Annotated in this window: 14 protein-coding genes; 10 read left to right on the top strand and 4 right to left on the bottom strand. The window is 72.1% G+C overall.

The window, feature by feature from the left end:
- Nucleotides 1-67: 67 nt before the first annotated feature.
- Nucleotides 68-538 carry an SAM-dependent methyltransferase gene (locus ACZ6R6_RS30770; protein ID WP_470099197.1) on the top strand — a complete coding sequence of 157 codons (471 nt, stop codon included), beginning with the start codon at nucleotides 68-70 and terminating at the stop codon, nucleotides 536-538.
- A 118-nt stretch (nucleotides 539-656) separates the two neighbouring features.
- Here ACZ6R6_RS30770 and ACZ6R6_RS30765 read toward each other — a convergent pair whose 3' ends face one another.
- Complete coding sequence (locus tag ACZ6R6_RS30765) at nucleotides 657-1,670, bottom strand: ArsR/SmtB family transcription factor (protein WP_470099195.1); 1,014 nt, start codon at nucleotides 1,668-1,670, stop codon at nucleotides 657-659.
- Nucleotides 1,671-1,716: 46 nt separating this feature from the next.
- On the opposite strand from ACZ6R6_RS30765, the gene ACZ6R6_RS30760 reads away from it, so the two are divergent.
- Both ACZ6R6_RS30760 and ACZ6R6_RS30755 read left to right on the top strand, forming a co-directional pair.
- Nucleotides 1,717-2,625, top strand: coding sequence for an oxidoreductase (locus ACZ6R6_RS30760; RefSeq protein WP_470099193.1), 909 nt, complete (start codon nucleotides 1,717-1,719; stop codon nucleotides 2,623-2,625).
- A gap of 130 nt (nucleotides 2,626-2,755) precedes the next feature.
- A complete protein-coding gene (locus tag ACZ6R6_RS30755) occupies nucleotides 2,756-3,343 on the top strand; it encodes a TetR/AcrR family transcriptional regulator (RefSeq protein WP_470099191.1) in 588 nt (195 codons plus the stop codon).
- A 110-nt stretch (nucleotides 3,344-3,453) separates the two neighbouring features.
- On the opposite strand, the gene ACZ6R6_RS30750 is transcribed toward ACZ6R6_RS30755, so the two are convergent.
- Nucleotides 3,454-3,828: a hypothetical protein gene (locus tag ACZ6R6_RS30750; protein ID WP_470099189.1), complete on the bottom strand. Its 375-nt coding sequence runs from the start codon at nucleotides 3,826-3,828 to the stop codon at nucleotides 3,454-3,456.
- Between the two features lie 121 nt (nucleotides 3,829-3,949).
- Between ACZ6R6_RS30750 and ACZ6R6_RS30745 the strand changes: the two genes are divergently transcribed.
- Nucleotides 3,950-4,210, top strand: a complete 261-nt coding sequence (locus tag ACZ6R6_RS30745) for a hypothetical protein (protein WP_470099187.1) — start codon at nucleotides 3,950-3,952, stop codon at nucleotides 4,208-4,210.
- Between the two features lie 9 nt (nucleotides 4,211-4,219).
- Here the strand turns inward: ACZ6R6_RS30745 and ACZ6R6_RS30740 are convergent, their stop codons facing one another.
- Nucleotides 4,220-4,831, bottom strand: coding sequence for a helix-turn-helix domain-containing protein (locus tag ACZ6R6_RS30740; RefSeq protein WP_470099185.1), 612 nt, complete (start codon nucleotides 4,829-4,831; stop codon nucleotides 4,220-4,222).
- A gap of 79 nt (nucleotides 4,832-4,910) precedes the next feature.
- Here ACZ6R6_RS30740 and ACZ6R6_RS30735 point away from each other — a divergent pair, with 79 nt between their 5' ends.
- Entirely contained in the window at nucleotides 4,911-5,903 is a 993-nt protein-coding gene (locus ACZ6R6_RS30735; protein WP_470099183.1) for an NAD(P)/FAD-dependent oxidoreductase, read from the top strand.
- 106 nt (nucleotides 5,904-6,009) lie between these two features.
- Here the strand turns inward: ACZ6R6_RS30735 and ACZ6R6_RS30730 are convergent, their stop codons facing one another.
- Nucleotides 6,010-6,156 (bottom strand): hypothetical protein, encoded by a 147-nt coding sequence (locus ACZ6R6_RS30730; protein ID WP_470099181.1) that lies wholly within the window; start codon nucleotides 6,154-6,156, stop codon nucleotides 6,010-6,012.
- Nucleotides 6,157-6,317: 161 nt separating this feature from the next.
- On the opposite strand from ACZ6R6_RS30730, the gene ACZ6R6_RS30725 reads away from it, so the two are divergent.
- The 5 genes from ACZ6R6_RS30725 (at nucleotide 6,318) to ACZ6R6_RS30705 (ending at nucleotide 13,133) form a co-directional block, all read left to right on the top strand.
- Entirely contained in the window at nucleotides 6,318-7,034 is a 717-nt protein-coding gene (locus ACZ6R6_RS30725) for a hypothetical protein (protein WP_470099179.1), read from the top strand.
- 211 nt (nucleotides 7,035-7,245) lie between these two features.
- Nucleotides 7,246-7,692, top strand: coding sequence for a MarR family winged helix-turn-helix transcriptional regulator (locus tag ACZ6R6_RS30720; protein ID WP_470099177.1), 447 nt, complete (start codon nucleotides 7,246-7,248; stop codon nucleotides 7,690-7,692).
- A gap of 115 nt (nucleotides 7,693-7,807) precedes the next feature.
- On the top strand, nucleotides 7,808-8,299 hold the full coding sequence (locus tag ACZ6R6_RS30715; protein ID WP_470099176.1) for a hypothetical protein: 492 nt from the start codon (nucleotides 7,808-7,810) through the stop codon (nucleotides 8,297-8,299).
- 644 nt (nucleotides 8,300-8,943) lie between these two features.
- Entirely contained in the window at nucleotides 8,944-10,272 is a 1,329-nt protein-coding gene (locus tag ACZ6R6_RS30710) for a hypothetical protein (protein WP_470099175.1), read from the top strand.
- 671 nt (nucleotides 10,273-10,943) lie between these two features.
- Complete coding sequence (locus ACZ6R6_RS30705) at nucleotides 10,944-13,133, top strand: M4 family metallopeptidase (RefSeq protein ID WP_470099173.1); 2,190 nt, start codon at nucleotides 10,944-10,946, stop codon at nucleotides 13,131-13,133.
- Nucleotides 13,134-13,324: the final 191 nt, after the last annotated feature.

Raw genomic sequence — 13,324 nt, 5'->3', positions numbered from 1 at the left:
CCGCGGGCGGGAGACGTGTCGGCGCCGGCCGGCCCGCCGGAGAGAGCCCAGAACCGGGAGATCACCAATGACAACGGAGAGCGTGACCCTGCGCCCCATCGGCCACCTCGTGGGCGGTCGCGGCGAGATGTACGAAGACGACTGGCACGACGTGCGAGCGGTGATCCGGCTGGACGGCGAGTCCTTCACCGACTCGGCGGTGCTCGGCCTGGAGCACTTCTCCCATCTGGAGGTCGTGTTCCTCTTCGACCGGATCGACCCGGCCACGGTGCACAGCGAGCCCCGTCCCCCAAGGGGGAATCCGGATGCGGCGCCCGTGGGGATCTTCGCCCACCGCGGGCCGTACCGCCCCAACCGCCTTGGCGTCTCCCGGTGCCGGCTGCTCGCCGTGGATGGCCTGGACCTGCACGTCGCCGACCTGGACGCGCTGTCGGGCTCACCGATCCTGGATGTGAAGCCCTACCTGGTCGAGTTCACCCCCCGGGCGCCGGTCACCCAGCCGGCCTGGGCCACCGAGCTCATGAGCCGCTATTACTGAGGCTCCCCCAGATCGCTTGCCGTAGAACTCCTCGCCGGACACGGGGCCTTTGCGGGACGTCCCCGGGGGCCGCCGGGACGGAGCCGGCCCCCGAGCCGGCCGCCGGCGGCCCCCGGGACTACGGGGACGCGGCGGCGAGGATGGATTCGGCGGCCGAGGTGCGGGCGTACAGGACCGATCGTCCGGCCCGGTGGGCGCTGACCAGGCCCGCGTCGCGCAGCGCGGTGAGGTACTGGGACACCCCGGCCGGGGAGAGACCGGTGCGCCGGGCCAGCTCGGTGGTGGAGGCCGGGGCGTCCAGTTCGGCCAGCAGCAGGGTGCGTGAGCGGCCGAGTACGGCGGCGAGGGCGCCGGTGCCGGTGGCGGGCCGGGGTTCCCACAACGAGCCGATGCCGCGCGCCGGGTAGGCGAGTTGCGGCGGGTCCGGCAGGGTCACCCGGGTGAGCGGACCCGGTCCGGTGAAGGCCGAGGGGATCAGCAGCAGCCCTGCGCCCGCCGTCTTCCGGGACAGGGTCCGCTGTCGGCGGAGGAGCCGTAGCGTGTCGTCGTCCCAGCTCACCGAGGCGTGCAGATCGTTGAAGAGGTGGCCCGCGCCGTGCTCGGCGACCTGCCGGGCCCGGTGGAAGAGGTCGGCGTCGAGCACGGCCCGGATCCGCGCCCAGTAGGGGGCGAGCGCCAGCTCCCAATAGGTCTCGATCTCTTCCGTGATCCGGGACAGGTGGGCCTGCGGCTCGGCGTACAGGGTCCGCGAGCGGGGAACGAGCCGCCCCTGTTCGCGCCTCAGGCGGTCAAGGTCCTGGCGTACTTGGTCGACGGGAGCGGCCTGGATCCCGGCCAGTTCCTCGGCCAGCGTGGGGGCCGGCCCGGCCGGGGCCGGGTTGAGGAAGTCGGGGACGTAGCCCGAGGGCAGGATCAGCCCCGCGAGCCAGCCCCGGTCCAGTCCGGCGGCCGTCACCCGTGGCCGTACCTGTTCGAGCCAGAGCCCGTGCACGGGATGCGCGGAGCCGGAGCTCAGCAGCCGGAAGCTGGTCCCGACCTCCCACATCGGTGAGACGGCGAACCGCATCTGCGCCAGATCGCTCGCCGAGAAGGCCAGCTCCGCCAGGAGGACCACTCCCCAGAATTCAGACATGTGTTAATCAATGGCGGCCACCCTACAGTGCGGAGACCATTCGGGCATGACTTCAGAGACGATCACCGCGGCGGCATCAGGCACCTGGAAGCTCGGCGACCTGGCGGTCAACCGGCTCGGTTTCGGCGCGATGCGCCTGACGCAGCTCGGCGGGGCGTTCGCGGCCGACGCGGTCGCGAGCGACCGCGGCCGGGCGATCAGCGTGCTGCGCCGCGCGGTCGAGCTCGGCGTGAACCACATCGACACCGCCGCGTTCTACTTCTCGCCGCTGCGCTCCGCCAACGAGCTGATCAATCAGGCGCTGGCCCCCTATCCGGATGATCTCGTCATCACCACCAAGGTCGGGCCGGGCCGGGGCCCGTCGGGTGAGTGGCTGCCCCATGCCACCCCCGAGCAGTTGCGCGGCCAGGTCGAGGAGAACCTGCGCCAGCTCGGCCGTGACCACCTCGACGTGGTGAACCTGCGCATCCTCGGAAGCGACTCGATCGCCGAGCGTTTCGGCGCGCTGGCCCAGCTCCGCGACGCCGGACTCATCCGCCACCTGGGCATCTCCAACGTCCGCCCCGAACACCTCGCCGAGGCCCAGGCCATCGCGCCGGTGGTCTGCGTGCAGAACCGGTACGGCATCGGCGTAGCGCCCGAGCAGGACGAGTTCCTGCGCACCTGCGGTGAGCAGGGTGTCGCGTTCGTACCGTTCTACTCGATCGCCGGCACCGGGGGCGAGACGGGCGCGAACGGCGCCGACAGCGACGAGGTGCTCGCCGTCGCGCGCGCGCACGGCGCGAGCCCGGCGCAGGTCCGGCTGGCGTGGACGCTGCACCGCGGACCCCATGTGCTGGCCATCCCCGGTACCGGCAACCCGGATCACCTGGTCGCGAACGTGGCCGCCGGCGCACTGCGCCTCTCCGAGGACGCACTGGCCACCCTGGACTCCCTCCACCGGAGCGGAGCGTGAGGATCGGGCCACCGCTGCCCACCCGGATCTCGTCCGCGGGGAGCGCCGGCCGGGCGTAGGCGACGAGGCGCGGAGCAACCTCCTGTGTTGGTCAACATAGAATAAGATTGCCGACACAGAGGGGGGTGGCGTGACAACACGACGAGAACAGACCAGTCACGAGAGCCGCGAACTGATCCTCGCGGCGGCGGCGGAGCTGTTCGCGGAGAAGGGCTACCGGCAGACCACGTTCGCCGACGTGGCCGAGCGGTCACAGATCAGCAGGGGCTCGATCCCGTGGCACTTCGGCAGCAAGGAGGGCCTGCTGCTGGCCGTGCTCGAACGCTCGGTGGACCTGATCCGCAGCGGGTTCCCCGAGGACCCCGGGGCGGGGGCGGCGAGCTTCGACCACCTGCGGCAGGGCGCCGACGCGCTCATGCGACTGCCCACCTCGAAGCTCTTCGTCACACTCCTGGTGGAGGCGCTGGAGCCCGGCTCGCCGATCCACGGCCGCTACGTCGAGATCCACAACACGTTGCGCGAGCACTGCAGGAGGTGGCTGGAGCGCCTCCCGCTGCCCCCGGGCACCTCCGCCGAGACGCTGGCCGTCACCATGGTGGGCGCGGTGATAGGCATCCACCAGCAGTGGCTCCTCGCGCCCGACCGCATCGACCTGATGGAGGCGGTCGCTCCCCTGTGGCTGCTGGTGACCGGCACGCCGCCGCGGCCGGCCCCGTAGCCGGCCGGGCGCCCGTTCGAGTGCCGCCACCTCCGCACCGCCTCGGCCACGCCGGGGCCGGGTCCGTCCCACCGGAACGGCGTCGCCGGGGATCGGCGCGGCCGGTGCCGTCAGTATCCGATGATCGTGGATCGCCGTGCGGGGGTGGCGCTCATCCGTACCAGCCCTGCGGCGAGAGCTTTCTGACACAGCGCGCCCAGCTGGACGACCGTGGAGGGATAGCCGGTGTGATGCATGCGCGCCGCGACCAGATCGGGTCGGATCACGGCCGAGTCCACCACGCCCTGCCCATATCCCAGGAGGAAGGCGCGCAGGTGACCAGGCGTCCCGGGTAGCCCGTCGCGCCGCAACGTCGCCTCGATGTCGTCCATCTCCCGGGCGATGGCCTGCGACAGCGCGGGCTCGGCTGCGGCCTTGGCGAGAATCTCCCGCCCGTAGTGATGGTAGAGATGCTCGAGCGACGGGCCGGTCAGACTCCGGGTCATCCAGCGTGCTTTATGCCGTCGCATCGCCTGCGCCAGACGCAGTATCGCAACTGTCATGTCTACGTAGACGCCCGCCGCGGCGCCGATGACGGCCGGACACCTCAATCGTTATCTCACAGCGTTGGTCACCTTCGATGCGGAGACCGACGGGACGGCTGCGGTCCGTCCGGCCCAGCGGTCGCCGACCCGGCGGATCCTGTCGGCAGGGGCGCCCAAGCTTCCCGATCACGGGGGCGGACGGGGCGCCTTCCGCGTGGACGGCTCGGCCCGGTCCGCCGGCCGCCTGGCCGTCATCCCCGGCGCCACGCACCACGCCGTGGCCCTCTCTCCCGTCCTCCCCGCGGTGATCACCCCCTTCCTCGACGCCCCGGCCCTGTCGTAACCCCGCCCTTCAGGCTCGGTCGCCGCCGCTGACCGGGTGTTTCGTCTTGGGGTGGGCGCGCAGGTGTGCGCGTTCGCCCTGCTTGCCGAACAGGCTGAGGAACTCGACTGGTTCGGCACCGGTGGTGCCGAACCAGTGCGGTACGCGGGTGTCGAACTCGGCCGCTTCGCCGGGCGAGAGCACCAGATCGTGTTCACCGAGGACGAGCCGTAGCCGTCCGTTGAGGACATAGAGCCATTCGTAGCCCTCGTGGGTCTGCAGCTCGGGTTCCCTCCGGCGGCTGTCGGCCGAGATCACGAGCTTGTACGCCTGGATGCCGCCGGCTCGGCGGGTCAGGGGCAGCATGGTCATGCCGCGCTGGACGATCGGGCGCAGGTGGATGCGCGGATCTCCGGTGGGTGGGGCGTCGACGAGTTCGTCGAGCGTGACGCCGTGGGCTCTGGCCAGGGGGAGCAGTAGTTCGAGGGTCGGCCGGCGGGCACCGGACTCCAGCCGGGACAGGGTGCTCACCGAGATGCCGGTCGCCGCCGAAAGGTCCGCCAGCGTGGTTTCGCGCTGCCGGCGCAGCGCACGCAGCCGGGGTCCGACTGCGGTGAGCGCCTGGTCGAGGTCGTGGTCCATGCTGCCAGTTTGCCAGATCGGCAACAGAGTTTGCGGCAACGGCCGATGGGTCCGCATCCTCGTCGTGGAGGTGGTCACGGTGACCGATCAGCTGAGGAACGGCTATGACGTGGTGGTGTTCGGCGGTGGCGCTGCGGGGTTGAGCGGGGCGCTGACGCTGGCTCGGGCACGGCGGTCGGTGGTGGTGATCGACGCGGGCGCCCCGCGCAACGCCCCGGCTGCGGGTGTGCACGGGCTGCTGGCCCGGGAGGGGATCCGACCGGCCGAGTTGCTGGAGCGCGGCCGGGCCGAGGTCCGCCACTACGGCGGTCACGTGGTGGCCGGAGAGGTCGCCACGGCAGGCCGGGAGGCCGAGGGGTTCACCGCGGCGCTGGCCGACGGCCGGACGGTCCGTGCGCGCCGGCTGCTGGTGGCCACCGGGCTGGCCGACGGGCTGCCGGACATACCCGGGCTGCGGGCCCGGTGGGGCCGGGACGTGCTGCACTGCCCGTACTGCCACGGTTGGGAGGTCCGTGACCAGGCCATCGGCGTGCTGGCGGGTGGGCCGATGGCGGTGCACCGGGCGTTGCTGTTACGGCAGTGGAGCGCCGACGTCACGTTCTTCTCCCACACCATGCCGCCGCCGACCGACGAGGAGGCGGAGCAACTGGCCGCCCGCGGCATCAGCGTGGTGGACGGCGAGGTGGCGTCCCTGGAGATCGTCGAGGACCGCCTGGCGGGGGTGCGGCTGATCGACGGCACGGTGGTCGGCCGCCAGGCGCTGGCGGTCTCGCCGCGGATGACGGCGCGCGCCGGCTTCCTGGCGGCGCTCGGACTACGGCCGGCGGAACACCCGTCGGGGGCCGGTGAGCACATCCCCTCCGACGCGACCGGCCGTACCGAGGTGCCCGGGGTGTGGGTCGCGGGCAACGTCACCGATCTGGTCGCCCAGGTCGGTGCCGCCGCGGCGGCGGGCGCTGCCGCGGCGGCCCAGATCAACGCCGACCTGGTCGCCGAGGACACCCGGCAGGCGGTCGCCGCCTACCGGGGCCGTTCTCGGCCGGGTCCGGAGCGCGGGTCAGCGGACCGGTGACGGGCGAGCGCCGCCACGGCCGGTGAACCACGGGGGGACCGGCGTGTCCGGAGGGTCGGGAGGGCCTCCGGGGGAAGCGGGGCGCGGAAGAGCGCCCTCGCGTCCGTCAGCGGTCGGTGATGATCTGGACGGTCACCGGGGCCGGGGCGACCTGCGCGGCGAAGGCGATCTGCGCCTGGACCGAGACCTCCGTCCGGGTCAAGAACGCCGGCGCGGCCCGTTCCCCGGAGAACTCCCGCGGCGCCGGGACCACAGCACGATCGTTCCGACCATCGACGCGGGACAACGATCCGCCTCCGGCCTCCGATGAGCGTCGGCGCCGCCCAGTCGGCGCCGCCCGAAGGAGGCCGGCCGAAGGAGGCCGGCCGCGGAGCACGATCACTCCGTTCGAGGTGGAGCGCCGACAATGGGGTGGTGTCTAGTTGGGAAGCGGCCAAGCGGCGGATGTACGACGTATTCGGGCACGTCCCGAGACCCGGTCACGTGGACGGCTGTCCACACTGCGTTGCGCCGGGTCAGGAGCGGCCCCTCCTGGCAGGACCGGTCGGGTCGATCGAGGCCGCGGCGCTGGCCCGCTACGCCGCCAGGGCCCTCAACACCTGGGGCGGTGTCGCCGAGTTCCGCTACTTTCTGCCGCGCCTGCTCGAATGCGCGGCCGCGGACGACTTCGGCTACCCCGATCCCGAGATCGTCTTCGGCAAGCTCGCCTCCGCCGACTGGCGGATCTGGCCGGAGGAGGAGCGCGACGCCGTAGCGGGGTTTCTGGGCGAGTGGTGGCACGAGACGCTGCGCCGTCATCCCGTCCGCCCCTCGATCGACACGGTGGTGTGCGCCCTGGCCGCCACCGGCATGGATCTCGCGCCCTGCCTGGAAATCTGGAGCAGGCTCGACACCGACACCGCGATCAACCACCTGCACGACTTCGTGCTGACCGGATTGTCGGGCAACCGCCTGACCAACGCCTTCTGGGACCGCCGCAGCCCCGCCTACCAGCAGACTCTCACCTGGCTCACCGGCGGGCCGGCCGCGGCCGCCGTCGAGGCCGCCTTCGCCGCGCAGGCGCGGGAGCCCCTGCTCGAACTGCTCGCCGAGATCCACCCGGCCCTGCTCCCGCCACATGGGGATGGCTGAACATCCCGTTGGAGCTTTTCGAGGGGCCCGTGGAGATGACCGTCGCCGGGTGTGAAGTGGCCCTGCGCCCGGCCCGGTAGGAGGATCCCGGCACAGGTGAGCGGGCAGGCCCTCACCCGCCCCGGTGAGGGGCCGGTTCCACGGCGGGAGAGGCCGGGGTGGGCGTGGCGCGCGGCGGCCTGACCCGGGGGAACTGCGGGAGACTGGGCAGGTGACAATCGACAACGCCCGTCCAGGTCCGCCGGAGACCAGCCCTTCCATCGTGCTGCTCACGCTGGCGCACCGGATCGAGTCCGAGCTCGGCGCCGCCCTCGCGCCGCTCGGGCTGACGGTCAGCAGGTTCGGCCTGCTCGGGCACATCACCGGCGTGCCCGGCGCGTCGTTCAGCGACCTGGCGCGGATGTCCGGGATCACCGTCCAGAGCGTCCATACGGCGGTGAAGGCGCTGTCCGGCGCCGGGCTCGTCCGTGACAACACCGCTCGTGCCGGGTCCGCCTCGACCATCGAGATCACGCCCGAGGGCGCACGTCTGATGCGGGAGGCGATGAAGGCCGTGGCCGGGGTCGACGAGCGGCTGTTCGGCCCGGACGCCGACCCGGTCCAGCGTCAGGTCGCCACCGCCGTACGCGCCGCGTTCGAGGGTCGTCCCCGGCTCTGACCTGACAGGCGAGACGCCCCGGACGGCGAGGGCGCCATGTCTCCGCCGCAACCTTCAGGCATGCTGAAGCACCTGTTAAGCTTCAGCATGCCTGAAGGTTGCGAGAGGAGAACCCGTGGAAGGTCTGTTGCTGTCCGTGCACGTACTCGCCGGCATCGTGTTCGTCGGAGGCTCGGCCATCGCGACGAGCCTGTTCCCCCGCTACGCCCCGGTCACCACGGAGGTCGTGGTGGGCACGGCCGCCGCGGGAGCACCCGTCGCCCCCCAGCCGCCGGTCTCGGGAGACCGCAATCGGGCCGTCGCCGTCGCACTGCACCGCATCACCCGCGGCTACGGCCTCTTCGGCATCGCCGTACCCGTCGCGGGAATCATCCTGGCCCTCGTCCAGGGCCGGATGGGCGAGATCTGGATCACCGTCTCCATGGTCCTCACCGCCGGCGCGGGCGGGCTGCTCGCCCTGCACATCTGTCCGCGCCAGCGCGACGCCCTCGCCGACCCCGACGGCGGCAGGCGGCTGCGCACCCTGAGCATGCTCGCCGGAATCTACAACCTGCTGTGGGCGACCGTCGTGGTCCTCATGATCGTCCGCCCAGGAGCGGACACGTGAGCGTCATCCCGGCATCTGAACCGGACAGCCCGCGTCACGCCCGGAAACGGCCGGGTGACGTCTCGGCTCCGGCGTGCCCTCGACGGTCCGCGGCGGGTGAACTCCCGCGACGCCGCCGTCCCGGGCGGATCCCGGACGCGCCCACCGGTGGCGACGACGGGCGCGTCACCGCCGACCCGGCCGCCGACCTGCCCGGCGGACGCGGGCCGCGGACGCCGCGGAGCGACCGCGGACCGGCCCCGCCGGGCTGTCGTTGCCTAGAAGCCGGCGCCTACTCGTAGCAGCACAGACCGCCGCCGTTGAGAGACGAGGACGGCGCGAGCGTGATCGACGACTGCCCGGCCGGTCGGAGGCCCTCCGATCCACGATCGGCTGTGGCCGCGCCCGTCGCCCCGAGGGCAGCGGTCAATGCAGCAGCCGTGACGGCGATTCCAGCCAGTACACGCCTTCTCACAGATACCTCCATGACACCTTATGGAACTTCGAGAGGATTGTCTCCTGTGCCGCCGGTATGACACAACGCCCGAATACGAATACCGGTTCGGCTTTGGTGAAGAGAGAGCCCGCGACGTTAAGATGCGCTGTTGAGATGATCCACATCAGGGATGAATTCACATCCTGTGGCGGCATCCAGGGAGTGCGACGTGAGCGGCACGAACGTAGGCGGGCGCCTGCAGGCGCTGCGCAAACAGCGCGGCATGACCATAGCGCAGGTCGCGGAGCCGGGACTGCGCGAAGAGGACGTGGCGGCGATCGAAGGCGGCATGCGGGACGCCAGCGCGCCGGAGATACGGGCTCTGGCCGACCGGCTCGGCTGCTCCGCCGCCGAGCTCGGACACGGCATCACCGACCGGTACGTGACGGCTCTGCACACCCGGGTGGCCCAGGCGGAGGCGGCCCTGCGCCGGGGCGAGATCGGGACCGCCGGCGAGGAGCTCGCCCGGCTGATCGCCGAACCGGCGCTCCGCCACCTGCCCGACACGCGCAGACGCGTCGGCTACGGCTACGCCCTGGCGCTGGAGGCCGCCGACAACCGGCCGGCCGCGATCGAGCAGCTGACGGTCATGCTGCAGGAGGCGTGCTCCGACCACGCCGAGACGACGGCCGCGCTGGCCGGCCTGGAGGCGCAGCTGCGCGAGCAGCGCATCTCGATCGCCCTGGCCCTGTGCCGGTGCCACCGGGAGGTCGGCGAGCTGCAGGCCGCCGTACGGATCGGTGAGGAGGCCCTGGAGCGGGAGACGCTGTCGGGGTGGACCGACCGGCTGGTGGAGCTCGCCTCGACCCTGCTGGCCGCCTACGTCGAGCGCGGCGACCGGGAGCGGATGGCGCACTTCTCCACCGAGCTGCTGGACGAGGCCGACCGGCTCGGATCGCCTCGCGCGATCGTGGCGGCTTCGTGGAACAGCGCGGTGGTGGCGCGCATCCTCGGCGACCCGCTGGAGGCCGACATGCTGAGCAACCGTGCCCTGCGCGTGCAGGGTGAGCTGGACGACGGGCTGGCGATGGGCCGGCTGCGGATGTGCATGGCCCAGTACGACCTGCGGCACGGGCCGCAGGACGTCGAGCGGGTCGGCCGGATGCTCACCGACGCCCACGCCGAGCTGGTGGCGGCCGCGGCGCATCCGAGCGACGTCATCTCCTGCCTGCTCGCGCTGGCCCGCCTCGACCTGCTGCGTGAGGAGCCGCAGGCGGCCCTGGAGCGCGCGCTGGCGACGGTGGAGCAGGCGGCGGGCATGGTGGGGCCCGTGGCGGTGGAGGCACACGAGCTGCTGGCGGAGGTCTACCGGGCGCTGGGCCGCCTGGAGGAGGCGGCGCTCGCCCAGACCGCGGCCGCGCAGGCGCTGGAGAGGATGACGGCGCTGTGGCGGGCTTCGGCGGCGTGGATGGTCGTCGCCGACCTCCACGGCGACGCGGGCGAGGTCGACCAGGGACGGGCGGCGCTGGAGCAGGCGCTGACGTGCGCGGCGCTGTAGCACCCGCTGCACCGAAGCAGGCGCTGACGTGCGCGGCGCCGTAGCACCTGCGGGGCTGTAGCACCCGCTGTGCTGAAACAGGCACTGACATGAGCGGCGCCGTAGCACCCGCTGCGCTGAAGCAGGGTTGATGTGCGCGGCGCTGTAGACACTCCAGGTCGATCCTCCTGACGGGACGGGCCGCCAGGCCGCTCCGCGTGCCCTGACGAGACGGGTCGCGGGGTCACTCCGCGTGCCTCCCGGTCACTCCGCGTGGCGCGACGCCTGGGCGGCCGGGCCGCTCCGCGTGGCGCGACGTCCGAGCGGCGCCGAGGACCCGGCGGCGGGCATCGCACGCCCCCGGGCCGGGGCGGGTCCGGGACCGGCCGCCCGGGTGGCCCCCTACGCGGAGAGGCCGCCGCCGTACTGAACAGGCACTGTGCGATAAATCTGTAATTCGCTGCCAAACTGTGAAATTCACATTATTGACCAGATTATTGACGACTCCGCCTGGAGGGCGTCAAATGCCTTTCAGTCCCACCATTACCGACGAGCCTCTCCGCCCGGCCGTTCACCATCGCAGCGCGCGGCATGCGTGGACGTGCTGACGAGTCTCGCGTCCAGGCAATTCGACGGACCACGACCACCCCACAGAAGAACTCGTGGCCGTCGCTCAGCAGAAGGAGCATTGCGTGAAGCGCACTGTCGCGTTTGCGCTAGTGGCCACGGCGACAAGCATGGCCGTGGCACTGTCCCCCGCATCGGCCGGAGCCACCGGACTGACCGTCCGCGCCCCGTCGATCGCCCCTCCCGACTCCCCCGCACAGGCCGCCGACCGCCTGGTCGAGGCCGAACCCGCCCTCCTCCAGTCCTCGGTCAAGGACCGTTTCCAGCGCCGTGACGCCATCCCGGGCAAGGGAGGGCTCACCTACGTCTCCTACACCCGCACCTACTCCGGCCTGCCCGTCTACGGCGGTGACTTCGTCGTCGTCACCAACCCCAGTGGCGGCGTGCTGAGCACGTCGATCGCCCAGACCGAGACGCTGAACGTCGACACCACCCCGAAGGTGGCGGCGGACAGGGCGGCGGAGATCGCCAAGGCCCAGATCACCGACGCCGCCGAGGTCTCCACGCCGAAGCTGTCGGTGATGGCCCAGGGCGCCGGGCGGCTGGCCTACGAGGTCGTCGTGAGCGGCAAGGACAAGGGCCGCGAGAGCAAGATGCACGTCTTCGTCGACGCGCTGACCGGCGAGGTCGCCGAGAAGTCGGACGAGGTCATGGCCGGTCAGGGAACGAGCTACTACAACGGCCCGGTCACCATCGGCACCACCTCCGGCACGCCGTACTCCATGACCGACCCGGTCCGCACGGGCGTCCGCTGCGGCGGCCAGAACGGCAGCGCCTACACCGGCCCCGACGACAACTGGGGCAACGGCTCGGGCACCGACCTGGAGACCGCCTGCGTGGACGCCCTCCACGCGGCGGGCAAGGAATGGGACATGCTGAGCGCCTGGCTCGGCCGCAGCGGGTTCAACGGCACCGGCGGCGGCTTCCCCGCCAGGGTCGGCCTCTCCGACGTCAACGCCTACTGGAACGGCAGCTACACCAACTTCGGCCGCTCGCAGGACAACCAGCGCCAGGCGACCCCGATGGACGTGGTGGCCCACGAGTACGGCCACGCCATCTTCCAGACCACGCCCGGCGGCTCGACCGGCAGCAACGAGAAGGGCGGGCTCAACGAGTCCACCGGTGACATCTTCGGCGCGCTGACCGAGTACTACGCCAACGAGCCGGCCCAGTACGACCCGCCGGACTTCAGCGTGGGCGAGGAGGTCAACCTGGTCGGCAGCGGGCCGATCCGCTACATGCACAAGCCGTCGCAGATCTCCGGCCACCCCGACTGCTACTCCGCCTCGGTGCCGAACATGGAGGTGCACGCGGGAGCGGGCGTCCAGAACCACTGGTTCTACCTGCTCGCCCAGGGCACGAACCCGACCGACGGCCAGCCGGTCAGCCCGACGTGCAACGGCTCCACCCTCACCGGGCTCGGCATCCAGAAGGCCGGCCAGATCTTCATGGGCGCGCTGAACCGCAAGACCAGCACCTGGACCCACTCGCTCGTCCGCAAGGCCTCGCTGGAGGCGGCGATCCAGCTGTTCCCCGGCTCCTGCACCGAGTTCAACGCGACCAAGGCGGCCTGGACCGCGGTCAGCGTCCCGGCCGCGACGAACGAGCCCGCCTCGTGCTCGTCCGGCAACGACTTCTCGCTGACGCTCAACCCGACCTCGGCGACCGTGCAGCCCGGCCAGCAGGCGACCACGACGGTCGGCACGCAGACGACCTCGGGCAGCGCGCAGAGCGTGACGTTCTCGGCGTCCGGCCTGCCCTCGGGCGCGACCGCCACCTTCACCCCGCCGTCGGTGACCTCCGGCGCCTCCTCCACCTTGGCCATCACGACCTCGGCGTCCACCCCGACGGGCTCCTACAACGTGATCGTCACAGGTGACGGGGCCAGCGTGGACAGGACGGCCACGTTCACCCTGAACGTCGGCGGCAGCGGTCCGTGCGCCGGCAGGCAGCACACCTACACCGGCACCCTCTCCTCGGGAGCCAGCGTCTACCAGCCGAGCACCTCCGGCTTCCAGACCACCACGTCGGGAACGCACACGGCCTGCCTGGACGGCCCGAACGGCACCGACTTCGACCTGTACCTGCAGAAGCGCAACAGCTTGGGCACCTGGACCACCGTGGCCAGCGGCACCTCGGCCAACCCGGATGAGTCCTTCACCTACAGCGGCACCGCCGGCTTCTACCGCTACCGCGTCCACGCCTACAGCGGCAGCGGCAGCGGCAGCTACACCCTGGGCTACGACGCCCCGTAACGCGAAAGGACACCGCTCCACCGGCCCCGGCTCCGCACCTTGGAGCCGGGGCCGCCCCGTACCCGCCCCTCGCTCCGGGCGGGGCCGGGGCCGGGGCCGGGGCCGGGGCCGGGGCCGGGGCCGGGGCCGGGGCCACCGGAGGGTGCAGGCCAGCCGGTCGGGCGGGCCGGCGGTGGCACGCCTCGCGCAAA

The organism is Streptosporangium sp. NPDC048886, from assembly GCF_055586905.1.
The sequence above is the reverse complement of the archived record's forward strand: the minus strand, read 5'-3'. Positions and strand labels throughout refer to the sequence as shown.

Excerpts from the sequence above, each read along its gene's own strand:
- ACZ6R6_RS30740 (WP_470099185.1), bottom strand. The coding sequence starts at position 4,831 with ATGGACCACGACCTCGACCAGGCGCTCACCGCAGTCGGACCCCGGCTG.
- ACZ6R6_RS30765 (WP_470099195.1), bottom strand. The coding sequence starts at position 1,670 with ATGTCTGAATTCTGGGGAGTGGTCCTCCTGGCGGAGCTGGCCTTCTCG.
- ACZ6R6_RS30750 (WP_470099189.1), bottom strand. The coding sequence starts at position 3,828 with ATGACCCGGAGTCTGACCGGCCCGTCGCTCGAGCATCTCTACCATCAC.
- ACZ6R6_RS30760 (WP_470099193.1), top strand. The coding sequence starts at position 1,717 with ATGACTTCAGAGACGATCACCGCGGCGGCATCAGGCACCTGGAAGCTC.
- ACZ6R6_RS30770 (WP_470099197.1), top strand. The coding sequence starts at position 68 with ATGACAACGGAGAGCGTGACCCTGCGCCCCATCGGCCACCTCGTGGGC.